We start from the raw sequence: 25,601 nt of genomic DNA, 5'->3' as shown, positions 1-25,601 counted from the left end.
ACGGCAGATAGGCTCGTCTGCAGCAGTGTGTTAAAGTTTTTGATTCAAATAAAATATAAAATAAAACCTGAAATTTAGGAGCTAATCTAAATTTCAGGTTTTATTTTAAAAAGGCGCTTTCAGTCTCTTGCTTATGGCATTGGGCGACCTGCGGCCAGCGACTCGCGACCTGCGAAAAATAGGCCGTGAAGAAATGCGACTGCATTCTTCACGGCCTATTTTTGGGTTCTATAATAAATGTTGGGGTGAGGAAATATTCTTTCCTCACCCCATTTTTGCATAAAAAAGTGGACATAGACGGCATCCACTCTTACAATTAAATCGCCAAACCTAAATGAAAGGAAGATGGCCTATGTCCACATTTGATTATATAGCAAATTCCTTGAATGTCAAAGGTAACGTAATAAAAAAATGCATCCACAGTGAGCAACAAATTGAATTTATTATGGAACTGAATCGAGCTGTTGTCCAATGCCCTAATTGTCATGCGAAGACCGATAGAATCAAGGATTACCGTTGGCAAAGGATTGCTATCGGATCCATTTTGCACCAACAGGCTTTTGTCCGATTACATAAAAGAAGATACGTTTGCCCTTGCTGCGGTCGTACATTCTTTGAAACCGTCCCGTTCCTGCAGCGTTATCAACGCAAATCAAAAGATCTGCAGATGCAGATTATGGTGTCGTGTTTTCAAAAGCGCAGCTTCACAGATATAGCGGCTGACTTCCACACATCTACTACAACGGTCATACGTTACTTTGACCGCCTTCATTTCCCTCATCCCCAACACCTTCCCCAAGTCCTGGCCATGGATGAATTCCGGGGCAATGCTCATGGACAAAAGTATCAGGTCAGCATTACAGACGTAGAACACAATGAGCTCATCGACATTCTGCCAAGACGTGATGCAGACTGGATTATACGTTATTTTCTTCGCTATCCTAAAGCGGAGCGAAGAAGGGTTCGCTATGTTGTAATGGACATGTCTGCCCTTTTTCGTTCTGTCTATAAAACAATGTTCCCGAATGCCACACTGATAGCCGATAGATTCCATGTACAGCGACTTGTTCTCTGGGCTATGGAAAGAGTAAGGAAAGACATTCAAAATACGTTTCCAAAGACCTCACCTTATTTGAAACATAATAAGAGGATTCTCCAAAAGAGGGGAACAACACTAAGTGGAGAAGAGCTGGTAAAGCTGCGCTGCATCCTCTCTCAATCTGATGAACTGAGGCGTGCATATATACTCAAAGAAGCATTTCACAAAGTATTGAGGCAGAAGACTGAATTGGCTGCGAAGCGGGAGCTAAACAAATGGTTAGCTATGGTAATGGGCTACAACTTAGATGCTTTTAAAGGGATTTTAAGATCTTTTAAAGATTGGGAGGCTGCAATTATTCAAGCAATTATCCAGCCATACTCCAATGGATTCACAGAAGGCTGTAACAACCTGATTAAGACGGTTAAGAGAGTTGCATTTGGAATGCGTGATTTCAACAGATTTAGGAACCGGATTCTCTATGTGAATTGGCAAAAAAGGAACTCGGCAAATGCCTTGCCGAGTTCCTAAAAGGCGATTTAGTTGTGGGGCACCCCAACATTTGACAAAGAACCTATTTTTGTTATTTCAAATTATCACGGTAGAACTTTTCAATTTTGTCGAAGGGGATGACATCCATCTTGTAATAGAGATCCGTATGGACGGCGCCGGGGATGATCATCAGTTCTTTGTTATTACCCTTAAGTTTTTTGAAGGCATCTTCGCTGTAATAGCGGGAGTGGGCTTTTTCTCCGTGAATCATCAGAACCGGTGTCTCGATTTCATCGGCCCGGGAAAGGAGCGGCATATTTATGAATGCCTGCAGGGAACTTAAGGTAGCACCCGTTGTGGAACCGAAAGACCGTGGGTTGTACCCTAATTTTGTCTGGTAAAAATCATGATAGTCTTTGACGAAAGCGGGCGTATCTTTTGTGACTTCAGTGGGAACACCGCCTGTCATCTTGTAGGTACCGGTGCGATAATCTTCGGTACGCTGCTCGCTGACGGCTTTACGCAAAGCCATACGTTCCTTCTTCAGGGTAGCTTCGTCTTTTTCATAATCAAAATAACCGTTGGCAATATTGCGGCTCATATCGTACATCGTGGACGTAACCGTAGCCTTGATTCTGGTATCGTTAGCTGCCGCATTGAGCGCAAAACCGCCCCAGCCGCAGATGCCGAGGATACCGACCTTGTTAGGATCTACATCGCTGCGCGTAGACAGATAATCCACGGCCGCCGAAAAATCTTCCGTATTGATTTCCGGAGAGGTTGTGTTGCGCGGCTCGCCGGCACTTTCACCGGTAAAGGAAGGATCGAATGCCAGTGTCATGAATCCGCGTGCCGCGAGTTCCTGAGCATACCGTCCGGACACCTGTTCCTTAACGCCGCCGTAGGGGCCGGCAATCGCGATGGCCGCGAATTTTTCGCCTTCGGATGCATTTTTGGGAGTATAAAGGTCACCGACGAGGGTAATACCGAAACGGTTATGGAACGTAATTTTCTTGTGATTCACGCGCTGATCTTCCGGAAAAGTCTTATCCCACTTATTAGAAAGGGAAGCTGCTTTTATAGTTTCAGCCGGTGCCTTGGAGGGGCCGGGTTTAGCCGCTGCAGCAGAGCCGCCTCCAACAGCCATCATCAGGCTCGCCATAAGAGATGTCAAAACAAAAATACGAAATTTATTTTTCTTCATCATTATTGCCTCCTTTATTTTTCCTAATCCTTTGCTTTACCTTTATCATAAAGAAAACTGAGAGAAAAAACCAATACTTCCTGTATATTTTGAACTATGCTTTGAAAGCATGGAATAAGAGCCGCTGGCTAATGCCTGATCATATGATGCGGATAGGCATTGGTCCTGATTTGACAATGGGGCGCATAGGGAGTAGACTGAAACGAGTGTAAGACAAAATCATACAGCTGAGAGTGAACAAGGTTCATGAAGGGGGGCACCACCTCGGGTGCCGTTCTTTATGAACCTTTTTTGTAGGGTTAATTTTTAAAAATCTTTCATTAATAGCTTGTTCTATCTTTCTCGCAGCAAAGCATATTATTTTGATGAACCTTGCCGTAAACCAGCTTTGAGGTCAGTATTCTTTATCCAACTTTATTAATCCACACTTTCACCCCATCTTTACACCTTTTTTTATTTTTCTTTTTTTGCGCTGTACGAAAGATGGGTGCAGATGCGCGAAAGACCGAATTGGGGGCACGAAGTCGTACGAAAACAGGTACGTCGAGTGGTCACAATTCGGTCTGACAAAGCAGATGCGCCCGTATTTCGCGCAGTGCGAAAAAAGTTTCCTTAGAAAGAACTCTGGGTGAAGCGGCGTCCGAGACCTGTCGAGGGCCCGATTTGCCCAGGTGCCTTTTATTTGCACTAAGGTTCTTTTACAAAAAGCCCTACGTTGACGGTCAAAGGTAAACCAATATATAATAAAAGTTCACGGAGGAAATTATGGAGCCTATCATAGAAACGAAACATTTGACGCATACGTACGTAGATGCGCAAAATCAAGAAATGACAGCGCTTGATGATATCAACCTGTCCATACAGCCTGGTGAGTTCGTGGCGATTATCGGCACGAACGGCAGCGGCAAATCGACCCTGGCCCGGCACTTCAATGCCCTTTTGACACCGACATCGGGAACCTGTCTTGTAGGCGGGCTCGATACATCGGTAGAAGAAAATCTGTGGCCTGTTCGGCAGACCGTCGGCATGGTTTTTCAGAATCCCGATAACCAGATTGTAGCGGCCGTCGTCGAGGAAGATGTGGCCTTTGGCCTCGAGAATATCGGCGTGCCCGGACCGGAAATCCGCCCGCGCGTGGAAAAAGCCCTGGAGCTCGTCGGAATGTCGGCTTATGCCAAACATGCACCGCACCGTCTTTCCGGCGGTCAGAAACAGCGGATTGCCATCGCCGGGGTAGTGGCCCTGGAGCCCAAATGCATTGTCTTTGATGAACCGACGGCTATGCTCGACCCGAAAGGCCGCAAGGACATCATCCGCACGGTGCTGGCGCTCAATAAGGAAAAGCATATTACGATTGTTTATATTACGCACAAAATGGAAGAAGCGATTCTGGCCGACCGGATCATTGCTATGAATCACGGTCATATTGTCATGGAAGGAACCCCGAAGGAAGTTTTCACGCAGGTAGGACGTATCCGCGAGCTGGGTCTGGAAAGCCCGCTGGCGGCCGAAGTAGCCTACGCGCTGAAAGAAGAAGGGCATGACCTGCCTTCTATCCTGACACATGAGGAGTTGTGTGACGCATTATGTCCATCGAAGTAGATCATATTTCTTATACCTATATGGCCCATACGAGTCTGGAGCATAAAGCGCTGGACGACGTATCGTTCACCATCAACAAAGGTGAATTTGTGGCACTGATCGGCCATACCGGGAGCGGCAAATCAACGCTTGCCGAGCATCTGAACGGGCTGCTCCATCCGGATACGGGTTCTGTCCGGGTGGATGGCGTGGACCTTAAGGGTAAAACAGCGGAGGCTAAAAAAGCCCGCGGCAAAGTGGGAATGGTTTTCCAGTACCCGGAACACCAGCTCTTTGCTGAATCAATTTATGAAGATATCGCATTCGGTCCCCGCAACCAGGGAAAGACGCCGGAAGAAGTGGACGCAGCCGTCCGGGCTGCCATGGAATTCGTCAATCTCGATTTTGACGAATTCGCCGCACGGTCTCCTTTCCAGCTGTCAGGCGGGCAGATGCGCCGCGTCGCTATTGCCGGTGTCGTCGCCATGGAACCGGATTACCTTATCATGGATGAACCGAGTGCCGGTCTTGACCCGATCAGCCGGGACAGCATTTTCGGACAGGTCACGGAAATCTTCAAGAAGCGTAAGATGGCAGTCATCCTGATTACGCATTCCATGGAAGAGGCAGCGCGTTATGCCGACCGGCTGCTCGTGATGAGTGATGCCAAGCTGCACCTGGACGGGCCCGCACGGGATATCTTTACCAATGATAAAAAAACGCTGCGGAAGCTCAGCATGGATATTCCTGAGAGCGTCAAACTCGCAGAAGAATTAAAGCAGGCTGGACTCCCTATCAAAGGAACGCCGCTGACCAAAGAAGAATTGATTGAAGCCATTCGGAAAGCAAAGGGGTGGAAGAGATGCTGACAGATATTACGTTAGGTCAATACTATCCCGGCAATTCCGTAATCCACCGGCTTGATCCCCGGACCAAGATCCTGGCGGTACTCTTTTTCATGGTCATGGTCTTCGTGGCGAACAGCCCGCTGTCCTATGGTATCCTTATTGCGTTCATTGCCATTTCGGCCATGATTGCAAGACTGCCGGCAGGACTGCTGCTGAAATCCATCAAACCCCTGTGGTTTATCATCATCCTGACCATGGTGGTCCATTTCTTCATGGATCCGGGCAAGGTCATCTGGCACTGGCAGTTCCTTAATATCACAGAAGAAGGTATTATCATGGGCGTCAAGATGTCTGTCCGCCTGGTACTTCTTCTCCTTATTTCTTCGCTCATGACTTTCACCACGTCTCCGATTGTGCTGACGGACGGTATCGAAAGTCTCCTGCGCCCCTTCAAAAGAATCGGGGTACCGGCGCATGAACTGGCCATGATGATGACGATTGCCCTGCGCTTTATTCCGACGCTCCTCGAAGAAACCGACAGAATCATGAAAGCCCAGATGTCGCGCGGTGCTGATTTTTCTTCGGGAAACATGGTCAAACGGGCGAAAAGCCTGCTGCCGATCTTGATTCCGCTTTTCATTTCCTCGTTCCGCCGTGCTGATGAACTGGCGCTTGCCATGGAAGCTCGCTGCTATCATGGCGGTGAAGGGCGGACGCGGATGCATGAACTTTCCTATGGGAAACCGGACGGTATCACGGCTGTGATCATGGTACTGCTTTTTGCGGTGCTCGCTTTCATGCGCTGGGGTATGGCAGCATGAGTGAGCGTCATATGATTAAGGCCATCGTTGCTTACGATGGCACGGATTATCAGGGATTCCAGCGCCAGACCCGGTATGGCGTCGGCATCCAGCAGATTCTGGAAAAAGCGCTGAGTACGGCACTTCATGAGCCGATTCTGATCAAGGCTGCCGGCCGTACGGATGCCGGTGTGCACGCGCTGGGACAGGTGATTTCCTTTGAAACATCGTCTCCTATCCCGCCGGAAAACTACCGCCGTGCCGTAGCTCACCTGCTTCCGAAGGATATAGCCCTGCGGGAGGCAGAGGTCGTGCCGGATGAATTTCATGCGCGTTTTGATGCCGTGGATAAGACCTACCGTTACGAAGTGGATTATTCACCGCTTCCGGATCCCTGTGCGCAGCGTTTTGCCTGGCTGGTTCGGGAGAAAATATCTCTCGACGCGATGAACGAGGCAGCAGCGCTGCTCGTGGGAACCCACGATTTTTCGTCGTTCCAGAATCATGGCAGCCAGGAAACATCTCCTGTACGGACGATGTACGAGGCGCATTGGACGCAGGAAGGAAATCGCTATTTCTTTACCATCCGGGGCGATGGCTTCTTGTACCGCATGGTGCGCAATATTGTCGGTTGTCTTGTCAAAGTAGGAACTGGCAAATGGACAAAAGACGATTTTGCGGCGGTCATGGCGGCGCACGACAGGAAAAAGGCCGGGATGGCCGCCCCCGCGTGCGGGCTGTTTTTGATGCACGTATCCTACAAATAAAAAGTTCTGGTCAAATCTGCTTTTCCTTTTATGGGGGAAGGCGGTGCCGACCAGAATTTTTTTATTACAGAAGCCTCCTTATCTAATCTGTCACTGAAAGAAAAAACTACCTGTAGTATGCTTTGTAAAATTTATCTACTACATATTGTATTTTGCTATGAGATGTACTACAATAACTAGTGTTTTCACAATAGAAGTTGTTTCAGAGGAGGATGTTTATGTACTATCATGGGAAGAAGGCATTGACGGCAGGGGTATTGAGCTTACTGGTAATGGGGAGCACAGCCACAGCCTGGGGAGCTGAGGCTGAGACAAGTAATGATGCAGAAACAGAAGAGATTGTCATTACGGCGAATCGTATTCCTAACAAGAAGGTAGATACGCCGGCCGACGTAACCGTAATCACGAGTGATCAGATTGCGGAAAGAGGGTACAGGACAGTCACCGATGCCATCGAAGATGTGCCGGGTGCAAGAGTGCTGAATGCCAGCGGCCCTGCCTTTGAACGCATGATTATGCTGAATGGGGATGACCGCGTTCTTGTAATGGTAGATGGCCGCAGATTCAATAACAGCGTCGGTGTATCAAGGGGGAAAGCTACCATTGATGCCAACACGCTGCCTCCGGTCAGCATGATTGACCGGATTGAAGTCGTCAAGGGCGGTGCTTCTACACTGTACGGTGCAGATGCTGTTGGAGGAGTGGTGAACATCATCACGAAGACTCCAGAAGAAACTACCGGCACAGTCCATGTCGGATACGGCTCCTGGGGTACGCAGGATTTAAGTGTATCTTTTGGCGGGAAAGTCAACAAGACAGGCCTTCAAGTGGGCGCCAGCCGTAATAAAGCCTCTCATCTGAAATATAAGGATACGGATGGCAATACGAAACAATGGGATGGTCAGTCGGATTACACGCAGGATGCAATTTCCCTGAAATTGACGCAGGATTTCACCAAGGATGACGGTCTGACTATTAACTATGATTATTCTAATCTGGAAGGAAACTTCCTTGCCGGGTTATACGGGTTTGATTATTATACATATTCTTATCAGCCCAATACGGATCAGCGCCATACTGCCAAAAAGACGAATAATTTCGGTGTACGCTACGACTGGAATCGCAATGCTGAAAACAGCGGATATCTCCAGGTATACCGGAATTATTTAGGATATCGGAATTTTGGTACCAATGCTTATAATGACGGCGAAATGTCCGAACGCAACTGGGCTGTCGAAGGACAGCAGAATTTTGCCCTGTCTGACAATAATACTCTGGTGGCCGGGGCTGAGTATCGAAATGTGAAGGTAGACCACACGGGTGTATACGAAGGCACGAAGGGGTATAATAACAAGGCTGTATTCCTGCAGGATCAATGGAAATTTGCTCCGACCTGGCAGGTCAACACCGGCGTCCGCTATGATAATCACAGCAAGGCAGGAAGCCGGACTACCGGCAGCATTGCTTTCAATAAAAAGTTCAGTCAGGACAGCAACGCTTACTTGTCCTGGAACTCGGTCTTCAGAGCACCTACGACTGACGATTTGTTCTGGTATCAGGGCGACTATATGATGTTCGGCAACGAAGACCTGAAGCCGGAAAAAGGCAATGTATATAACCTGGGCTATAATTTCAAGCTGACGCCCAAAACGGAAGGCAGCATTACCGCGTTTTACAGCCAGCTGAGGGATGCAATCAACTGGGTTTCCTATCCTGACTGGAGCTATCATGCCGTGAACATCGATAAACAGAAAAAGCGCGGTATGTCCTTATCCTTGGTTCATCATTTGAATGATAACTGGGATGTCAATGCTGCTTACACGTATGTGAAAGTGGATAATGATACAAATAACGGATCCGGATACGTCCGTGATGACCATTATGCACCGAACTACTTCCAGGCAGGAATCAGATATCATGATCCGAAACTCAGCGTGTCCCTGACCGGGCGCGGTGCTTCCGGATTGTCGGAATCCTACTTTGGGGAAAATCATTACTTCACCATGGATTTGACTGCCCGGTATAACTTTACTCATAATTGGACCGGCTTTATCAATTGCTACAACTTGAACAACGCAGCTTACGCTGAGTACAGCGGAGTTGTTGATGGGCAGGACAATTATCCGATGCCCGGCAGACGTTTTGTAGTCGGAGCAGAATACAAGTTCTAAGGCGGAAAACAGGTACTTTCAACCGTCAATAACCATGCTATAATAGAGGAATCGCAGGCGGTGATTCCTCTATTTTTTACGGGAACAATCAGAAGATAAGGGAGGGGCAGGCATGAAAAGAAAAGAGCAGCTTTTTTTCGGACTGGTTATCTTTCTGTGCCTGCTTCTCTGTGGCTGCGGCAGGCTGACGGGTAAAAGCGCCTACACGGTGACTGATGCCCGTGGCAAAGCCGTTGCTTTTTCGGCAGAACCGAAAAAAATCCTGACCGATTCGCTCCACCTGGATGAAACAGCCATGACCCTCGTACCGGCAAGCCGTTTTGCCGGCGCTTATTACCTTGACGGGGAACCGACCATCTCTTTTATTGCCAATGAAACGAAAAAGCTGCCCAAGATGCGGCAGTTTACGCCGGAAAGTGTGGCTGCATGCCATCCCGACGTATTCTTTGCTTCGACGTGGTCCGATCCTTCTCTCGTCGAGAAACTGGAGGAAATGGGAATTCCCGTCTTTGTCTGCCACGGACCTGTGACGGTAGCGGAAGTAGAAGATAATGTGCGGCTTATGGGACAGGTCCTTCACCAGGAAGCTGTCGGCCGCAAAGTGATCCGGACGATGGAAAATGAGCTTGACCAGATTGAAACCGTTGTAGGCAGACAGCAGGGCCATAAACCGGTAGGCATCTTGCTGTCACTGATGAGCCGCTACGGTGGGGCCGGTTCTCTTTATGATGAACTGGCGGCCCGCGGCGGATGGGTGAATGGCCTGTCTGCGGGCGGCCTGAAAAATGGCATGGAATTTTCGAAGGAAGCAGTCCTTGCTTCCCATCCTGATTTTATCCTGCTTTCCCAACCTTCTGCCGAAGATAAGGAAGCGTATGACGCGTTAAAGAACCAGTTTCTGCAGGATCCTGCCTATGCCGAACTGCAGGGGTACGTGAGGTTTGTTGCCCTGCCCGACCGTTATGTGTACGATGCTTCACCGCATCTGATTTATGGCATCAAGGCAATGGCCAACGCTGCTTATGATAAAATGCTTTTTCCGCCGGAACCGGAAGAACTCCTGAAAGGATATTGATCATGCTGCATCTTAAAAATGCCGTGCTAGGGTACGATAAATCCCGCGTACTTCGCGGCGTTACGCTCACCATAGAGCCGGGAGAATGTATCGGTCTCATCGGACCGAACGGCGGCGGGAAAAGCACACTGCTCCGAACTATGGCCGGCCTTTTGCCGCCTCTCAAGGGCGATGTGTCCTTTAAAGAACTTTCAATGGGTTCGTGGAAACGGAAGGAATTGGCGCGGCACATTGCCTATCTTCCGCAGAACTGCCCGGTGCCTTTTGCGTATCGGGCCCTGGATGTGGTTCTCCTGGGACAATACGCGCACCTGTCATGGTGGCGCCGGGGCGGAGAAGATGAAGCACGGGCCCGGCAGTGCCTTGCCCTCGTAGGGATGGAGCAGTTTGCCGAGCAGCCTGTGACTGTTCTGTCCGGCGGTCAGAAGCAGCGCGTGATGCTGGCGCGAACCTTGATGCAGCAAGGCGAGTTGTACCTTTTGGATGAGCCGACAGCGTCGCTGGACCCGATCCAGGAAAATGATGTTTTTCGGATTTTGCAGAGCCTGTCCCATCACGGCAAAAGTGTGGTGACGGCGCTCCACGATTTAACGCAGGCCGTAAGGTTCTGCAGCCGCCTGATCCTTGTCGGCGGTGGCCGGATTATTCGGGACGGAACCTGGGAAGAAGTGCTTCAGGATGAGGCCGTCAGTGAGGCTTATGGAATGCCCTGTCATGTGCGCAGAAACGGCGACTCGATATCCCTGGTTCGTCTTGCTGAGGAACAGCAGGAGGAAGCCCTTGAATCGAGGGTGGAGCGTATCTTATAAGTTAATGGAAACAGACGGTGCAAGCAATTTTCGCCGGAGGGAGATAAAGAAATGAAAGCGATTTATCTGGGTATGGAATATTTTTCAAAAGGCGGGCCTGTCATGTGGCCGCTGCTTTTTTGTTCAATTATTTCCGTTGCGGTCATTTTGAACCGTATCGCCTTCTTTCACAGAGCGGATACGGAAAAAGCCTTTACGGAGAATTTCTGCCGTGCCCTGCGCAAAGATCACTGGGAAGAGGCGAAGAACCTGGCCCTTGCTACAAAGGGCGGGCAGGCAGCCCTTGCTGTGCGACTTCTGGAAGCACCGGAATATCTCCAGATGCAGGAAGCTTTTGTAGTAGGGGAAAGCACGGCCATTTTGAGCCGCTTTGGTCATGGACTGCCGTATCTGAAGGTCGTGGTGACACTTTCTCCGCTCCTGGGACTATTAGGAACCATTACCGGAATGATGTCTTCATTTGCCGCCCTGGGTGACCGGTGGGAAAACCCGCTGGCTGTGACAAGCGGCGTCAGCGAAGCTCTGATTACGACGGTATTCGGACTGTCCATCGCCATCGTGACGATTTGTTTCTACGCTTATTTTTCTCAGCGTATGCATCTGATTACGCTCGAGCTGGAGCTTTTGACCAACACGTTTTCAGAAGCGATTGCCCGTAAGAAGGAGCCGCGTTCATGATCCATCTCCATCTGCAGCAAGGGAAGAAATCGGATCCCGTAATCCAGATTGGTCCCATGGTCGATTTGATTTTTCTGCTGCTCGTTGTCTTTATCGTCAGCATGATGTACATGACGCAGAGCTACAGCGTGCCTGTGGATGTTCCGCAGGGCAGCGCAGCTATTGTCAGGGATCAGGCTGTCGATGTGGCAATTAAGGCAGACGGAGAAATTTACTGGCAAAGTGATAAAGTAACGCCGGAGGAACTTGCCGCCAAAGCAAGGAATGAAGCCGGCAGAGATCAGAATGTGCCGGTGATTATCCGGGCTGATCACAGTGTCAGCTATGGCAGAGTGGTCGGCGTCATGGAAATCCTCAAAAAGTCGGGCCTTCTGCAGTTTTCGCTGGCTGTGCGTCCGGAGGCGTGATATGAAGCAGCATTGGAATCGTTCTGTGGCAGGTTCGCTGCTGATTCATATCCTCCTGCTGTCGGCTGTCGGGCTTACCGCGAAAAATCAGTTAGTCGGTAAACCTGAGCAGATCATTCCCGTTTCATTATATGAAGGAGACTCTTCTTCAATCGGGATGCGCGGGGATATGCAGTCCGGCACTGCATCAGATGTCTCAAATGGAGCATCACCGGTGCAGGAACAGGAAAGTGCGGCAGAAGCCGATTTATCTTCTCTATTCAAGGAATTGGAACGCCCTGAAACGACTGCAGAGAATGCGCAGCAGGACGCTGAAGCTCCTGATACTGCTTCGGGCAGTGCGGATTCTAATAAGATGCAGGGGTCCGGCACCGGAGGCGCTTCGGATTCGGGAACAGGAACGGGCGCCGGGGAAGGCGGTAATGGGAGCGGCAGTGGTCAGGGCAGCGGCGGAGGCGGTGAGGAACCGGAAACGGACCGCAGCCGGTCGGCAAGCCTTATTTCCTACAGCAAGAATTATCCTTCTGCCTCGCGGCAGGCCGGGGAAGCGGGAAGTGTCGTCGTCGGAGTCACTGTCGGCGCTGACGGGTCGGTGACGGAAGCCTGGATTGTCAGCGGCAGCGGCTACGAACGTCTTGATCAGGCCGCCCTGCAGTCAGCTTACAGATGGCGTTTTCGCCCGGCACTGAACCGGGCCGGCGAACCGGTAGAAGGAGAAAAAAGGGTTCGTGTCGTATATAATTTAGAGGATTGAAATCTCCTAAAGGGAGTGGATGATGATGTGGGGTAAGAAAATTCATCGTATTTTGGGGTGTTGTGTTTTTGGCGTGCTTCTTTTGTCTGCTTTCCCAATGCCGAAAGCGAGCGCGGATGAAGCAGATTTGTCCTATTTTGACAAGAAACCCTGGCAGGTCGTTTACCAGGATAAGGGAGTGAATGTCTACGAGAGGCAGATTTCAGACTTAGCGCTGCAGCTGCATTATCCGTCCATTCATATCGAAGGGTCTGAAGTGGCGGAAGCGCGGATCAATCATTATTTCCGGACCAAGGCGGCCCAGTCGCACACGGCCTATCTGAAGGCCAACAAGCCTTACCGCGATGGTTTGGGAGAGATGCTGACTTCCATCGTTGATTATCTGGTAGGGTATGTCGGGGATGATTTTATCTGTTTCCGCAGTTACGGGACGGACTATTACGACATGGCCGCTCATCCTACGAGCTGGGAACGGGGCGTGACTTTTGACCGCAAAACCGGCCGCCCTGTGACCTGGCAGGAAGTACTCAAGAGACGCGGGAGAAAGCCCTACACACTGAAAGAAATCAACAAGGCACTCTGGGCTACTCCTTATGGGCGTGAGGAGTGCTTCTATCCTGAATTCAAGGGCCTCAAAAAACTGCCGGAAAACTATTATCTCGACAGTAAGGGAAAGATACGTTTCCTTTTCCAGCAGTATGAGATTGCGCCTTATGATGTCGGCATTATCGAACTGCCGATGGACTGAGCAGAACAGGAAAAATGTTGGATAATTAAAATACGTTAACCGACTTGACGAAACAGTTGAACAGAAAGGGAAAATCGGGTAGACTATATGGGCAGGAATCGAATGATGGATTATGTACGGGGTCTTTCCGCTTATCAGGGAAGCCGGTACGACAACAGCTACATAGGAAGACTGACGTATGCTCGCTGGAAGGAAGAAACAGCGGATACGGTCTGGACCATTCGTACTGTGAAACATGGTACGAATGTGGAGTGTCTGCAGGTGCAGGCTGTCGACAACGGAGAAATGATCGGCGTGCTCGAAGCCTGGATCTTTTTAGCTGCTTTTCCAAAGCACACTTCTCCCGCAGCAAGACATGAAGGGAACCAGGGAAATTTATGGCGCTCTTTTACCAGGGATGAAGTCATCGGCTTTGCTTACCGCACGGGTGATATGAATCCTATTCACCTGACGTCGCAGCCGGTCGTGCAGGGGATGTATCTGTTTTCCGAACTGGGAAAGTCTCTCGGGGATCCGGATTTCCTTTCTGTGAAATTCCAGGCTCCTGTTCACACGGATGAGCCTGTTTATCTCAAGGAGGAACGTGCCCATGAGTCACGCAGACATTTCGCAAACTACTGTTCAAGGAGCTTCCAAAAGTGTCTCCCCAGTGCGTACCATGACTATGACTGCAGTGTGTGTCGCGCTTTTAGCAGTGTCGGCGTACATTTCTTTTCCGCTGCCTTTTACCCCGGCCATGGTGACAGCACTGACCATAATGGTTAATCTCGTTGCTTTCATTATGAAACCGAAGCAGGCAGGAATGACGATCTTGATTTACCTGCTGCTCGGTGTAGCCGGTGTGCCTGTTTTTGTCGGAGGCACGAGCGGACTTATTAAAATTATCGGACCTACGGGTGGCTTCAATGCGGGGTTCCTCGTGGCTGTCATTGCCATGAGTGCTTTTCGCGGCGACTCCCACGATTTTAAGAAACTGGTGACGACCGGTATCTGCATCGGCATGCCCATCATTTATATCTGCGGCTGCATCAGCATGTACGCCGTGAACCACATCGGAGTATGGGCTACGCTGGTCTCGGCTGTCTTCCCGTTCATCATCGGGGATGTGCTGAAAGTCGTTGTCGCAGCGATGCTGGCTTCCCGTCTGTATCGTTATGGAATTGGAAAATGATCGATCAGGAAAATAATAAGGTCTACGTCCTCGGCGGCCTGAGAAGCCACCTGGGACTGACCCATGGTGTATTTAAAGATATTCGTCCGGAAGAGCTCACAGCAGCTCTTTTCCGGGCGATTTTTAAAACCTGGCCGGAAGCCGGAAATCCTGAAGAAATCATCGGCGGCAACGCGGTTGGGCCCGGCGGCAATGTCGTCAGGCTCGCCGCTTTATCCGCCGGGGTCGATGCTTCTGTGCCGGCTTTTACCGTAGATATGCAGTGCGCTTCGGCGGCGGAATCCATTGCCATCGGCTGGGCTAAAATTCGCAGCAGCCAGGCTGACCTGCTTTTATGCGGCGGTGTGGAATCCACTTCCATGCAGCCGCGGCGGATTTATCAGCCGCAGGACCCGCGGTACAGCGAGAAAGGCTATATGGTGGCCCAGTTTTCTCCGGATACAAACAGTCCGCGGGCGATGCTGGAGGGTGCGGAAAGAACGTCCCAGTGGTACGACGTGTCCCGGGAAGAAATGGATGCGTGGGCCGTGCGGAGCCATCAGAAGGCTGCCCAGTCGGCAGACGTGGTCGCTCCCTATGTGGTGAGTCTTTTCGGCAGCTCCCGGGATGAGGGCATCCGGCGCCGCATGAATCCGGCACTGGCACACCGTATGCCCGCACTTTTTAACCAAAAAGAGACACTGGCTCTGGTCAACCCGCTCCGCAGGGAGCAGGGCAAAGAGCCTCTCAGCGAAATAACCCCGAAACTTACGGCAGCGACTTCCTGCCTTACCCATGACGGAGCTGCTTTTGTCATCCTCGTTTCCGGGCGCCTCCTGGCAAGCTGGCGGCGCGAAGGGTATTTGAAAAAGCCCTGGGCGGAGATTACCCATGTCTGCGATGCCGCGGGCGATCCGCGCTTTAGTCCTTTGGGCGCGCTGCGGGTCGGGGATGCCCTCATGAAGCGAAGCGGCTTTACTTATGCGGACATGGATACGATTGAATATAACGAAGCTTTTGCGGTCATTGATGCCTTGTTCCTGCGGCAGCACCCGGAATGCCGGGAGGCCTACCTGCCGCTTGGCGGAGCGCTTGCTTACGGGCATCCCTACGGGGCGAGCGGTGCTGTCCTGGTGCTGCACGCCATTGCGGCGCTGAAAGCGCAGCACGGTCATTACGGATTGTGTGCCATCGCCGGTGCCGGCGGCACCGGCAGCGGAATGATTTTAAAGAATGTAGAATGACTGGCAGCAAATGGCCGTCCGCACGTGAAAGCAGAAGGCCTGTCGTTATGTGATAATGGTGCGGTACCGCTCATACGATGCCGTTTACGATTAAGGGGAGAATCTACATTGGATTATGCGCAGCTTACGGCACGGTGGGCTCGGGAGGTTCCGGACAAACCGTGCTTCATTACAGAAGATAAATGTTATACCTATCGGGAAGTAAATCACCTGGCTGATCATTATGCGGACACCCTCAGAAACGCTGAAGTGCGTCAAGGCACTTTGCTCATTATCCGCCGGCGTCCGCTCGACCAGATTACGGCATTTTTGGGAGCTGAACGGGCAGGACTTGTTCCTGTGCTCGGGCACCCCGATATGACGGATGAAATGGCGGAGAACCTTGCCAAAGCCCGTCATATCCGCTGGATTGACACGGGGAAAGTGCGTCCGGGTGCCGAAGAAAACACGGATCTCACGGACGTCTGTATGGGCGTGCTGAGCTCCGGCACTACAGGCATGCCAAAACTCATGTACCGGACCTATGCCAGCTGGGCCGACTTTTTCCCGGAGCAGAACCGGCTTTTTCAATCGGACCGGAATACGGTCGCTTTTGTGGAAGGCAGCATGAGCTTTACGGGCAATCTCAATGTCTGGGCCTGCCTTCTGTATTCCGGAGCGACTATGGTCGTGGCCGAAGGGCTGCATCCGCGCCGCTGGGCCAAAGCTATGGAAAAGTACGCCGTCAACTTTGTCTACCTCGTACCCGTTAAATTAAAGCTTTTCCTGCGGTCTGTGAATGCCATTTTTCCTAAAGTGAAAACCGTGATGGCAGGGTCGCAGCTGCTTGATTCCGCAACGACAAAGGCACTGAAGCACTGTTTCCCTCGCAGTGAAATCTATCTTTACTACGGGGCCAGCGAGCTGGACTACATCACAAGCCTTACCTATGATGAACTGCTTGCCCATCCGATGAGCGTGGGCAAACCCTGCAAAGGTGTGAAAGTATCCGTGAAGGACGGTCTGATCTATATCGACACGCCTTATCATGTAAAGGGCCTTTCCCAGCCGTGTACGCTGGGCGATACGGGCTACTGGGATGAAGACGGATATCTGATTTTTGAAGGCAGGCGCGGACAGATTATCAATAAAGGCGGACTTACCATCAGCTGCACCAAGGTGGAAGAAGCCCTCCTGCAGCTTGATATCGTCTCCGATGCTATTGTCCTTGCTATCCGCGATGAGAGGCGGGGACAGGACATGGCCGCCTTTGTCATCCTGAACCGGGATGCCTCGGATGCGGCGCTGCGGACGGCCCTGCGCCGCAGTCTTCTGCCGTCAGAGCTGCCGAAATACTTTGTAAGGATGAAGGAGTTCCCGCTGAATGGGGTGGGGAAGCTAAATACCAGAGCTTTGTTGGATTTGTTAAAAAAGAAAAGGTGATATTTAAAGGCACCTGCCTTATGCTGGCGCTCGGCTTGCCTCGCGCGCATCATGAGGCAGAGCTTTTTCTATGGAGGTTTCCGTTGTCCTCCGCAGAATTAGGGAACCAGTGATTCATTCGCAACTTCATCTACATGTGTCTGTGCCAGTTACGCTGTGTCGACAATTCCTCGAGTTACACCCGGTAACCCTCCGGATTGTCTTCTTGCGTAGCTGGCACATCCGCATGTATCTGAAGCCGTTCATTGAATCATTGGCTCCCTGCCTCATCTACTTTGTCAGGTGGGCGCGTGACCCATCGAGGTACTATTTGTGTACATCTTCTGGGCCCCGCGCCCGCCTTTCGCGTATCTGAGACTGTCTTGCAGCAGAGTCCAACAGAAACAAGATAAAAAGAGGTGTGGTATCGGGGGTGTACGTTTCGAAGAGGATGTGATTGGAGAAAAAAGTGTCTTCCATATTTGGTATCTGGTTGAACGCTGAACCCGCATGTATTTGAAACCGTTTATTGAATCATTGGCTCCCTGCTGCATCTACTGTGTCAGGCGGACTTAGGAACCACTCGATATACTATTTTTGTATTATCTCGGGTCCCTAAGTCCGCCTTCCTTGTATCTGCAGTTGTCTTGCAGCAGAGTCCAACAGAAACAAAAGAAAAAGAGGTGTGGTATCGGGGTGTACGTTTCGGAGAGGATGTGATTGGAGAAAAAGTATCTTTCATATTTGGGTACTCGGCTGAACGCTGAACCCGTATGTATCTGAAGCCGTTCATTGAATCATTGGCTCCCTGCCGCATCTACTTTGTCGGACCGGGTTGCGACCACTCGTGCGGCCTTCGGCCGAAAAGGAAACTCACGCAGCTCCTCCTCGTCGCTGCTTCTGAGAAACTTCGCGTCGAGGGGAGCCGCTGATTCATTGAAATATCTCCAGATTCACGCAGATATGCCGTTCTCTCTAGGAGACAAGGCGCCGGTTTACCGGGCGTAAGCCCAGTCCTTGACGACAACGAGAGAACGGCATAGATGTGCGAAGATGGGATGTTGAATGAGTCAGTGGCTCCCCTCACTCCCACGGCGCTGCGCTTGTGGATCGTTGGCGCTCAGTTCCGCCCTCGTGGCCTCAACCCGGTCCTTCGCGTCCCTGCAGTTGTCTTGCAGCAAATCTTCTGTGAAAAATGAAATAACGGCAGTGCTTAAAATAAGTTTTGTGGTGGATACTTAAGTAGAGTGCTTGGGACAGTACCAGAGACAGAAAAACACTTTTGAATATTTTTTGAAATATCTCTTGCCAAATCTGTTGTGGCCCAGCAGTTGTCTTGCAGCAGAGTCCAACAGAAACAAAATAAAAAAGAGGTGTGGTATCGGGGTGTACGTTTCGAAGAGGATGTAATTGGAGAAAAAAGTGTCTTCCATATTTGGTATCCGGCTGAACGCTGAACCCGCATGTATCTGAAGCCGTTCATTGAATCATTGGCTCCCTGCCTCATCTACTTTGTCAGGCGGGCGTGTGATCCATCGAGGTACTATTTGTGTACATCTTCTGGGCCCCGTGCCCGCCTTTCGCGTATCTGAGACTGTCTTGCAGCAGAGTCCAACAGAAATAAAATAAAAAAGAGGTGTGGTATCGGGGTGTACGTTTCGAAGAGGATGTGATTGGAGAAAAGAATCTCCCATGCTTTGATACTCGGTTGTCCTTGTGAGCAGCGTCTGAGAGATTTTTTCTAATTTTGTTAGATTTTTGAGATGAATAACTTGACTGAGAAATCCTGTTTTATTTGTTCAAGACAAAATTGCCGAAGCGATTTTGTTTCCATGGGCGACCTGCGGCCAGCGACCCGCGACCAGCGAAGGGGACTGTGAAAAATGGTTTCATTTTTTCACAGTCCCCTTTTTGAACGCCTTTTCCTCTTTTGACACAGACTTGTCCCATTCCTCCATGTTATTCAAACGGCAAAAATGGTATACTTATAATATGCTTATAGAAGAAATAAAGATGAGGGAGTGTTCCACTTATGAAATTTAACAGATCTCTGGCGCTGGCAGTGATGCTGACGCTGATGACGTATTCCGGAGTGCAGGCCGCATCTCAGACGGCTGCTGCCGGTACGACACAGACTACGGAAGAAACGACAATTCCTTCCGCGGCGGATAAGGCAATGGCAGGCACGAACAAAAACGTAGCCTCTGTCAAAGCTTCTTCTTACGTAGAAGGCCAGCCGCTGCCCGTAGAGGAACTCCGTGGTGTAGAGACGGTTTCCGGTGAAACGAAGACTTTATACGATGGCTATGCGGCAGCTCAGGCCGACCAGAACGCACTGCTGCTCCGCAATGGGGCTAATGTGACCGTCAGCCACAGCAACCTCAGTAAACTGGGAAATTCGACGAGTCTTAAGGGCAGCCGTCTCAATGGTCAGAATGCAGTGGTGGACGCTGTGAACAGTACGGCTTCCCTGGAAGGCTGCGTGCTTCATGCCCAGGCTGACGGTGCGGCCGCTATTTTTGCAGTAGGCCCGCAGGCCAATGTGACGGTACATAACAGCAATATCCGTACAGATGGAGAATGGTGCCCCGGACTTGCCTCCTCTCAGGAGGGCAAGATAACGGCCAATAATGTCAACGTGGGTACGGCAGGTACCCATAGTGCGGCAGTCAGCGCAGCCGGCGGCAAAGCGGCCGTGACGGTGACGCAGAGCACGCTCTCCACGTCCGGTACGGACAGCCCGGTTGTGTATTCCGGCGGGGATATCTCCGTTTCTGAAGTCCGCGGCGGTGCAGGCAACAGCAATATTGTTGTCGTGGAAGGCCGTAATGTGGCCAGACTGGAATATGCTGATTTTACGGGCGGCGGCAGTGAAGGTGTGCTGCTCTACCGCCAGCTGCACACGGCTCCGGCGGCAGACAGTTATTCCCGGTTTTCCGCAAAACACAGCACGCTGCGTCACGTCGGGTACGGACCGATGTTTTATGTAACGAATACCAGAGCCCGTGTCTATCTTGAAATGACGGGCCTGCAGTATGAAGGTGACGTGCTGGCCAAGGTTGCAGGCGGCGAGTGGGGCAAGCAGGGAGAAAATGGTGCTGCTGCCGAATTTATTGCCAACCAGCAGCCTTTAAGCGGCAGCATCACCGTGGATAACCTCAGCTCGGCGGAAGTCAAACTGGAAAACGAAAGCCATTGGAACGGAACCATTAACGCGGACAAGAAGGCACAGCGCACGGCCGTATCCCTGGATGCCAAATCAACCTGGTCCTTGACGGGGGATGCCTATGTGACGGCGTTCACGGACGCGGATACGACACTTTCCAATATCAAGGGCAATGGCCACAACATTTATTACGACCGCAATGATACGGCAAACCAGTGGCTGGGCGGCCGCTCTATTGGCCTTATTGGCGGCGGTTCGATTCTCCCGATGGCAAATGCATAATGAAGTAGAAAATTTCAGTAATGGTCAGGAGGGATAAAAATGAGGAAACTGACGAAATGGATGGTTGCCATACTCGCCTTTTGTCTCATGCTTGTCCCTGTCATGGCTGACGCAGCCACGGCACAGGAAAAAGCGGAGAAAAAAGAGCAGCAAAGACAGGAACTTCGGGTAAAGACCTACAAAGTCCTGCAAGATCTCTATGAAAAGAAACCGAAGTCGAAACGTGCCATTGAACATGCCTACGGGTATGCTGTTTTCATGGATACGAGCTACACGGCCGGTTTCATTGGCGGGGGCCATGGACGCGGCCGGGCTGTTAACCAATCCAACGGTAAGGAAATCTTCATGAAGATGGCAGAAGGCAAACTGGGACTTGGTATCGGTGTCCGCCAGTCCAATATTGTCTTTGTCTTCGACACCATCGATGCTTTTACAAGCTTTGTTTCCAAGGGATGGACCTTTGGCGGTCAGGCTGTTGCCGCAGCTACGGATGATGTTCACGGCGACGCGCTGGAAGGTTCTTTCCAGGTCGCTCCGGGCATGTGGATGTACCAGATGACGACCAAGGGCCTCGCAGCAGAACTGACGGCTAAAGGAACGCGGTTCTACGTGGATAACGACCTGAACGAAACAAAGATTCCGAAAGTGACTTCTGATTAATGGAACAAATGAGCAGCGAAGGATTACTTCTTAAACCCATAGCGCGCTATGAGGGGCTGCTTCCTGAAAAATTTGGTTTGCCCCGTCAAAGCGGTCTTGTACCGGAACTGACGGGACAAATCGTTTTTTTGGAAGGATTCAGGATGCCCGAAGCGCTGCGTGGACTGGACACCTTTTCACACATCTGGCTGATCTGGGAGTTTTCGCAGAATAAGACGTGGTCACCGACCGTGCGTCCGCCGAGGTTTGGCGGCAACAAGCGGCTCGGCGTCTTTGCCACCCGTACTCCTTTCCGTCCGAACCCACTGGGTCTTTCCGTCGTAAAACTGGAAAAAATCTTGTGGGATTCACCGACGGGACCGCGGCTTGTGGTAAGTGGAGCGGATTTGATGGACGGGACTCCGATTTATGATATCAAGCCCTATGTCCCTTATGCGGACATCCGGGAAGAAGCCACCTGCGGCTTTGCTCCGTCGCCTGATAAAACTCTTGACGTGGATTTTCCGGAAAGTTTGCTCAATCAGATTCCGGAAGCGCAGCGCAGGGCTCTTATCGGTGTCCTGGCCCAGGACCCGAGACCGCACTACCAAAATGATCCCGGCCGCATTTACGGAATGGACTTTGGCAGCTTCAATATCAAATTCAAAGTGGCGGATACTACGCTTTCGGTCATTGCCGTAGAGCGCCGCAGCGGTATACCTGATAACAAGGAAATAAAGAAATAGGGCACGGTTACGAATTCTTCAAGAAAAACGCAGCATGATATTTTAGTTTGTAAATATGGTATAATATAAGATAATGTAAAAGCGAAAGGAGTGCATGCAATGTTCAAGAAAAGTTTTTTTGCAGCTCTCGTCCTTTGCCTGGGACTGACGTTTCCTGCTATGGCAGAAATCGAGAAAAAGGAAGCAGCCATCGATAATATCGAAATGAGCTGGCCTTACATAACTGCAGCCAGCAAGGCTTCCACAAAAGCCATCAATGCGGATATCCGCGGGTTCATGGATGATTTCCGCTATGATTATATGGCCCATAAGTTCATTTCCGGCAGAACCTGGTTCGATACCGCTTATGAAGATAAGGACCTTGTTTCCTTTACCATGTATGACCTCCGCAATGACGGGAAGGTCAATAAATTGAAAGCCTGGGGCGCCGTCTATGATTTAAAGACCGGTCAGCGGATTCCGCTCCAGAACGTAGTGAAACTGACAGTGGATGATCTCAAGGCCAAGTCAAAGACGAATTTCTTCCGCGATGGCTATGTAAAGTTTGTACCGAAGAAGCCGATTACCCGCGTACCTGAGGATTATATCCTTGGTAACGGCGGCATCGACATTATCTTCCAGGTCGATGAACTGGGAGACCTTTTGGATGGCATCATTACGGCTCATTTGAGTCAGGAGGAAATCAGGGAAATCAATGAAGCACATTCAGCAAAGTAAAAAATATATTTCTACCAAGGCCCTCTCTATGACACTGGGCCTTCTCCTTTTTTCAGGGATGTGGGGAAGCACGGTGCCGGCTTTAGCAGCTGCCAAAGCACAATCTCAGCCTGCTGCCGCATCCGCAACTTCTAAGGAGGCTCCGTCTGCTTCCGAGACCGCTGTCAAAACTTCACAGGAACTGCGGAAAGAAGTTCAAAAAGCAGCTGTGACGGCAGCTGCCGCTTCACTTTGTTCGGGCACTTACAAAAATGGGTCCGGCAGCCAGGAACATGAGCTTTTTACGGATTACGGGTGGAAGGTCACACCATATTCCAGCCGTGACGGTAAAACCGTGGTTCATTTTGATGTAGCCGTCGGAGATAAGCCGATTCATGGAATCAAACCGACGATTCTGGCAGTCCGCGGCAGCCAGAGCCAGGGAGACTGGAAGCTCAATTTGCAGACGGATCAGGTTCCTTTTGCCGCGGCAGATAGTGGGAAAAATCCCCGCAAGGATAAGAGCGTGCCGGCTGTTCATGAGGGCTTTGATACCTATGCTAAAACCATTCTGAAGGCGCCTATTGATATTGACGGAGATGGGCTGCCCGATGATCTTCCGGCCTATCTGAAAAAGCACCCTGAGCGCCGTTTGCTGCTTACCGGCCATAGTCTCGGCGGGGCGGCAGCTACGCTCCTGGGCGAGCGCCTGGCGGAGCAGGGCGTTTCTAAAGAGCAGATTCCTGTGATTACCTTTGGTGCGCCTGCTGTGGGCAACAAAGCCTTCGCGGATACCTACGGAAACAAAATCGACATCCTGCGTGTCGTCACGAGCCTCGACCCGGTGCCGGGCAGCCTGCAGACTTTTGTGGGCGGGGGCTATACGCAGTTCGGAACGCTGCAGAAATATGCTCTTTCCGAAAAGTACACTTCTTACCAGCATCCGGTATCCTTCTATTATGATCTGGCCGTGCGCCATTTCTATGATGCCTGGGACGCTGCCATCGCAGCAGGAGCCATGAAGTATCCGCCCGACGAGCGCCGTACCGAAGGAAAGCCGCTCGTGGCACTGGCAGTCTATGCCAGAAATAAGGGCTTTGACGACCGCTTCTCACCGGATCTGGGGCGTTTTCTGATGGATGAATATAAAGCGCTCCTGCCGTCTTATGTCGTCATTGATAAAGGCGTCATTCCCGGCAATGAATTCCAGGAACCGACGCAGCTGGGAGAGAAAGCACAGGCTGCCGGCGCTTCCTACCTCGTTGTTGCAACCGTTGATCAGAAGCGGATCGGACAGACGCGGCAGTGGTACCTGACCGTGACGCAGCACATTCGTTCCCTGAAGGGTGAAAACTTCTCTACTGCGACCATGGGGAGCGCTAATGTCAGCTTTGACCGCGGCGTCGTACAGGCCACTTTGTCCCTGCTTGAAGATCAGAAGCGGCAGATGCAGGAACTGCTGCCGTTTGTGACAGAGCAGCGCGCACTGTGGGTACAGGACGAAGGTGAGAGCAATGAAAATCATTGATGCACATATGCATTTTGCCTGTTATTCCGGGTTTGACGAACTTGCCCGTCAGGCCGGCCACGAAAATACGGCTGCTCATTATCTGAAGGCCTGCCATGAGAATGGTGTCGTCATGTCCATTGTGATGGGAAACGGCAGCGGCGGACCTGCTGCCTACGGCGGTGTTGTGCCGGAAGTGCCGAATCTTGCCGGGCCCTTTGATTTGAATCACTACAATCAGCCTTCCGAGATTGTCTATTGCGCCGGTATCCAAAGTGACAGTCTCACGGAGGAGAACGCGGAAAAGACGGCTCTCGAAGTCGAACGCTTTGTAAAGACACCGCAGTGCGTGGGCATCAAGATTTACACAGGCTATAACCATGTATTTGCCGATGATCCGCGTCATTATCCTCTGTACGAACTGGCGGCCGCCTATGACGTGCCGGTTGTTTTTCACATGGGAGAAACGGCGGGCGGATACGGAGAACTCAAATATGCCCATCCTCTGACCATCGACCCGGTTGCGGTAAAGTTCCCGAAGGTCAAATTCGTCATCGCCCATTTCGGGAATCCCTGGGTGCTTGATGCGGCCGAAGTGATGGTGAAAAATGAAAATGTCTTTACCGATATGTCAGGTCTTTTGGAAGGACAGTTTGACGGTCCTGCCTACGTGAAGGAGCATGAGGATTATTTCCGCTATCTCCGCATGTGGCTTGAATATATGGACCGCTACGATAAAGTGATGTACGGGACGGACTGGCCTCTCGTAAACCTGAAGACAAATATTGATGTGCTGAGCCTGCTCATCCCGGAAAAGCATCACGAAGCCTTTTTCTATGAGAACGCCCTGCGGATTTATAGTAAACTGCAGATACTGCTGCCCAAGGAGGAAACAAAATGATCACAGGAACCCAGAAAGACATTGACCGCCTGCTGCCCTTTATGACGGGACGCGTCAAAAAGGCCCTCGAAGCAGTGCGTGACCTTGATCTTGACGCCATCCCCACAGGCAAGACACCGATTGACGGGGATAACATTTTTGCCAGCGTCAATGAGTATGAGACGGAACCCTTTGATGCACGGCGTCCGGAAAAGCATGAATGCTACATCGATATCCAGATCGTGGCAGAAGGGCGGGAGACCATCGGTGCCACAGACGTGGAAAACGTCTCTGACATGACCGAGGACCGGCGGCAGAAGGATGATGTTTCCTTCTATGGCAAAACGACGAAAGAAAACACCGTTACCTTGGAAAAAGGTGACTTTGCCATCTTCTTCCCCTGGGAAGTTCATCGTCCTAACTGCGAAGCGGACGGTAAACCGGAGCATGTGAAGAAAATCGTTGTGAAAGTGCGGATGGAGTAAAAGAAGAGGCTGTGGAAAAATAAAAAGCGCTT

24 protein-coding genes are annotated in these 25,601 nt (G+C 50.9%); 23 read left to right on the top strand and 1 reads right to left on the bottom strand.

Going from position 1 to position 25,601, the window contains the following annotated elements; all coding sequences use genetic code 11:
- Positions 1-352: 352 nt before the first annotated feature.
- Positions 353-1,570, top strand: a complete 1,218-nt coding sequence (locus tag LKE33_00470; protein ID MCH3949409.1) for an ISL3 family transposase — start codon at positions 353-355, stop codon at positions 1,568-1,570.
- Positions 1,571-1,622: 52 nt separating this feature from the next.
- Here LKE33_00470 and LKE33_00465 read toward each other — a convergent pair whose 3' ends face one another.
- Positions 1,623-2,738, bottom strand: a complete 1,116-nt coding sequence (locus LKE33_00465; GenBank protein ID MCH3949408.1) for an alpha/beta hydrolase — start codon at positions 2,736-2,738, stop codon at positions 1,623-1,625.
- A gap of 762 nt (positions 2,739-3,500) precedes the next feature.
- On the opposite strand from LKE33_00465, the gene LKE33_00460 reads away from it, so the two are divergent.
- From LKE33_00460 to LKE33_00355, 22 genes are all read left to right on the top strand, one after another.
- Positions 3,501-4,337 carry an energy-coupling factor transporter ATPase gene (locus tag LKE33_00460; protein MCH3949407.1) on the top strand — a complete coding sequence of 279 codons (837 nt, stop codon included), beginning with the start codon at positions 3,501-3,503 and terminating at the stop codon, positions 4,335-4,337.
- Positions 4,322-5,185, top strand: coding sequence for an energy-coupling factor transporter ATPase (locus LKE33_00455; GenBank protein ID MCH3949406.1), 864 nt, complete (start codon positions 4,322-4,324; stop codon positions 5,183-5,185). Before LKE33_00460 ends, LKE33_00455 begins: the two co-directional genes overlap by 16 nt.
- Complete coding sequence (locus tag LKE33_00450) at positions 5,179-5,985, top strand: energy-coupling factor transporter transmembrane protein EcfT (GenBank protein MCH3949405.1); 807 nt, start codon at positions 5,179-5,181, stop codon at positions 5,983-5,985. The genes LKE33_00455 and LKE33_00450 overlap by 7 nt, the downstream gene beginning before the upstream one ends.
- Positions 5,982-6,731, top strand: a complete 750-nt coding sequence (gene truA / locus LKE33_00445; GenBank protein ID MCH3949404.1) for a tRNA pseudouridine(38-40) synthase TruA — start codon at positions 5,982-5,984, stop codon at positions 6,729-6,731. Before LKE33_00450 ends, truA begins: the two co-directional genes overlap by 4 nt.
- A gap of 218 nt (positions 6,732-6,949) precedes the next feature.
- Positions 6,950-8,902: a TonB-dependent receptor gene (locus tag LKE33_00440; GenBank protein ID MCH3949403.1), complete on the top strand. Its 1,953-nt coding sequence runs from the start codon at positions 6,950-6,952 to the stop codon at positions 8,900-8,902.
- 112 nt (positions 8,903-9,014) lie between these two features.
- Complete coding sequence (locus LKE33_00435) at positions 9,015-9,977, top strand: ABC transporter substrate-binding protein (GenBank protein MCH3949402.1); 963 nt, start codon at positions 9,015-9,017, stop codon at positions 9,975-9,977.
- 2 nt (positions 9,978-9,979) lie between these two features.
- Positions 9,980-10,786, top strand: a complete 807-nt coding sequence (locus LKE33_00430; GenBank protein ID MCH3949401.1) for an ABC transporter ATP-binding protein — start codon at positions 9,980-9,982, stop codon at positions 10,784-10,786.
- A gap of 51 nt (positions 10,787-10,837) precedes the next feature.
- Positions 10,838-11,464, top strand: a complete 627-nt coding sequence (locus tag LKE33_00425) for a MotA/TolQ/ExbB proton channel family protein (protein ID MCH3949400.1) — start codon at positions 10,838-10,840, stop codon at positions 11,462-11,464.
- Complete coding sequence (locus LKE33_00420) at positions 11,461-11,871, top strand: biopolymer transporter ExbD (protein MCH3949399.1); 411 nt, start codon at positions 11,461-11,463, stop codon at positions 11,869-11,871. The genes LKE33_00425 and LKE33_00420 overlap by 4 nt, the downstream gene beginning before the upstream one ends.
- A 1-nt stretch (position 11,872) precedes the next feature.
- Complete coding sequence (locus LKE33_00415) at positions 11,873-12,625, top strand: energy transducer TonB (protein ID MCH3949398.1); 753 nt, start codon at positions 11,873-11,875, stop codon at positions 12,623-12,625.
- Between the two features lie 25 nt (positions 12,626-12,650).
- Positions 12,651-13,373, top strand: a complete 723-nt coding sequence (locus LKE33_00410) for an RsiV family protein (GenBank protein ID MCH3949397.1) — start codon at positions 12,651-12,653, stop codon at positions 13,371-13,373.
- Positions 13,374-13,475: 102 nt separating this feature from the next.
- Complete coding sequence (locus tag LKE33_00405) at positions 13,476-14,138, top strand: hypothetical protein (protein ID MCH3949396.1); 663 nt, start codon at positions 13,476-13,478, stop codon at positions 14,136-14,138.
- Positions 14,110-14,544, top strand: a complete 435-nt coding sequence (locus LKE33_00400) for a biotin transporter BioY (GenBank protein MCH3949395.1) — start codon at positions 14,110-14,112, stop codon at positions 14,542-14,544. Before LKE33_00405 ends, LKE33_00400 begins: the two co-directional genes overlap by 29 nt.
- A complete protein-coding gene (locus LKE33_00395; protein ID MCH3949394.1) occupies positions 14,541-15,767 on the top strand; it encodes an acetyl-CoA C-acyltransferase in 1,227 nt (408 codons plus the stop codon). The genes LKE33_00400 and LKE33_00395 overlap by 4 nt, the downstream gene beginning before the upstream one ends.
- Before the next feature lie 108 nt (positions 15,768-15,875).
- Entirely contained in the window at positions 15,876-17,189 is a 1,314-nt protein-coding gene (locus LKE33_00390) for an AMP-binding protein (GenBank protein MCH3949393.1), read from the top strand.
- Positions 17,190-19,200: 2,011 nt separating this feature from the next.
- Positions 19,201-20,616: a hypothetical protein gene (locus LKE33_00385; protein ID MCH3949392.1), complete on the top strand. Its 1,416-nt coding sequence runs from the start codon at positions 19,201-19,203 to the stop codon at positions 20,614-20,616.
- Positions 20,617-20,655: 39 nt separating this feature from the next.
- Complete coding sequence (locus LKE33_00380; protein MCH3949391.1) at positions 20,656-21,276, top strand: hypothetical protein; 621 nt, start codon at positions 20,656-20,658, stop codon at positions 21,274-21,276.
- Complete coding sequence (tsaA, locus tag LKE33_00375) at positions 21,276-22,001, top strand: tRNA (N6-threonylcarbamoyladenosine(37)-N6)-methyltransferase TrmO (GenBank protein MCH3949390.1); 726 nt, start codon at positions 21,276-21,278, stop codon at positions 21,999-22,001. Before LKE33_00380 ends, tsaA begins: the two co-directional genes overlap by 1 nt.
- Before the next feature lie 99 nt (positions 22,002-22,100).
- Positions 22,101-22,718, top strand: a complete 618-nt coding sequence (locus LKE33_00370; GenBank protein MCH3949389.1) for a hypothetical protein — start codon at positions 22,101-22,103, stop codon at positions 22,716-22,718.
- Positions 22,696-24,225 (top strand): lipase family protein, encoded by a 1,530-nt coding sequence (locus tag LKE33_00365; GenBank protein ID MCH3949388.1) that lies wholly within the window; start codon positions 22,696-22,698, stop codon positions 24,223-24,225. The genes LKE33_00370 and LKE33_00365 overlap by 23 nt, the downstream gene beginning before the upstream one ends.
- Positions 24,212-25,105 (top strand): amidohydrolase family protein, encoded by an 894-nt coding sequence (locus LKE33_00360; GenBank protein ID MCH3949387.1) that lies wholly within the window; start codon positions 24,212-24,214, stop codon positions 25,103-25,105. The genes LKE33_00365 and LKE33_00360 overlap by 14 nt, the downstream gene beginning before the upstream one ends.
- Positions 25,102-25,569: a YhcH/YjgK/YiaL family protein gene (locus LKE33_00355; protein MCH3949386.1), complete on the top strand. Its 468-nt coding sequence runs from the start codon at positions 25,102-25,104 to the stop codon at positions 25,567-25,569. Before LKE33_00360 ends, LKE33_00355 begins: the two co-directional genes overlap by 4 nt.
- Positions 25,570-25,601: the final 32 nt, after the last annotated feature.

It is taken from the genome of Acidaminococcus sp., from assembly GCA_022482815.1.
Taxonomy (GTDB): Bacteria; Bacillota; Negativicutes; order Acidaminococcales; family Acidaminococcaceae; genus Acidaminococcus.
This window is presented reverse-complemented; position numbering and strand designations above follow the sequence as displayed.

What these genes read in the sequence shown, in the direction of transcription:
- LKE33_00450 (MCH3949405.1), top strand. Translation starts at nt 5,179, where the DNA reads ATGCTGACAGATATTACGTTAGGTCAATACTATCCCGGCAATTCCGTA.
- LKE33_00395 (MCH3949394.1), top strand. Translation starts at nt 14,541, where the DNA reads ATGATCGATCAGGAAAATAATAAGGTCTACGTCCTCGGCGGCCTGAGA.
- LKE33_00435 (MCH3949402.1), top strand. Translation starts at nt 9,015, where the DNA reads ATGAAAAGAAAAGAGCAGCTTTTTTTCGGACTGGTTATCTTTCTGTGC.
- LKE33_00405 (MCH3949396.1), top strand. Translation starts at nt 13,476, where the DNA reads ATGATGGATTATGTACGGGGTCTTTCCGCTTATCAGGGAAGCCGGTAC.
- LKE33_00425 (MCH3949400.1), top strand. Translation starts at nt 10,838, where the DNA reads ATGAAAGCGATTTATCTGGGTATGGAATATTTTTCAAAAGGCGGGCCT.
- LKE33_00360 (MCH3949387.1), top strand. Translation starts at nt 24,212, where the DNA reads ATGAAAATCATTGATGCACATATGCATTTTGCCTGTTATTCCGGGTTT.
- LKE33_00355 (MCH3949386.1), top strand. Translation starts at nt 25,102, where the DNA reads ATGATCACAGGAACCCAGAAAGACATTGACCGCCTGCTGCCCTTTATG.
- LKE33_00400 (MCH3949395.1), top strand. Translation starts at nt 14,110, where the DNA reads ATGGTGACAGCACTGACCATAATGGTTAATCTCGTTGCTTTCATTATG.
- truA (MCH3949404.1), top strand. Translation starts at nt 5,982, where the DNA reads ATGAGTGAGCGTCATATGATTAAGGCCATCGTTGCTTACGATGGCACG.
- LKE33_00470 (MCH3949409.1), top strand. Translation starts at nt 353, where the DNA reads ATGTCCACATTTGATTATATAGCAAATTCCTTGAATGTCAAAGGTAAC.
- LKE33_00415 (MCH3949398.1), top strand. Translation starts at nt 11,873, where the DNA reads ATGAAGCAGCATTGGAATCGTTCTGTGGCAGGTTCGCTGCTGATTCAT.
- LKE33_00455 (MCH3949406.1), top strand. Translation starts at nt 4,322, where the DNA reads ATGTCCATCGAAGTAGATCATATTTCTTATACCTATATGGCCCATACG.
- LKE33_00465 (MCH3949408.1), bottom strand. Translation starts at nt 2,738, where the DNA reads ATGATGAAGAAAAATAAATTTCGTATTTTTGTTTTGACATCTCTTATG.
- LKE33_00440 (MCH3949403.1), top strand. Translation starts at nt 6,950, where the DNA reads ATGTACTATCATGGGAAGAAGGCATTGACGGCAGGGGTATTGAGCTTA.
- LKE33_00385 (MCH3949392.1), top strand. Translation starts at nt 19,201, where the DNA reads ATGAAATTTAACAGATCTCTGGCGCTGGCAGTGATGCTGACGCTGATG.
- LKE33_00410 (MCH3949397.1), top strand. Translation starts at nt 12,651, where the DNA reads ATGTGGGGTAAGAAAATTCATCGTATTTTGGGGTGTTGTGTTTTTGGC.
- LKE33_00420 (MCH3949399.1), top strand. Translation starts at nt 11,461, where the DNA reads ATGATCCATCTCCATCTGCAGCAAGGGAAGAAATCGGATCCCGTAATC.
- tsaA (MCH3949390.1), top strand. Translation starts at nt 21,276, where the DNA reads ATGGAACAAATGAGCAGCGAAGGATTACTTCTTAAACCCATAGCGCGC.
- LKE33_00365 (MCH3949388.1), top strand. Translation starts at nt 22,696, where the DNA reads ATGAAGCACATTCAGCAAAGTAAAAAATATATTTCTACCAAGGCCCTC.
- LKE33_00380 (MCH3949391.1), top strand. Translation starts at nt 20,656, where the DNA reads ATGAGGAAACTGACGAAATGGATGGTTGCCATACTCGCCTTTTGTCTC.
- LKE33_00460 (MCH3949407.1), top strand. Translation starts at nt 3,501, where the DNA reads ATGGAGCCTATCATAGAAACGAAACATTTGACGCATACGTACGTAGAT.
- LKE33_00370 (MCH3949389.1), top strand. Translation starts at nt 22,101, where the DNA reads ATGTTCAAGAAAAGTTTTTTTGCAGCTCTCGTCCTTTGCCTGGGACTG.
- LKE33_00430 (MCH3949401.1), top strand. Translation starts at nt 9,980, where the DNA reads ATGCTGCATCTTAAAAATGCCGTGCTAGGGTACGATAAATCCCGCGTA.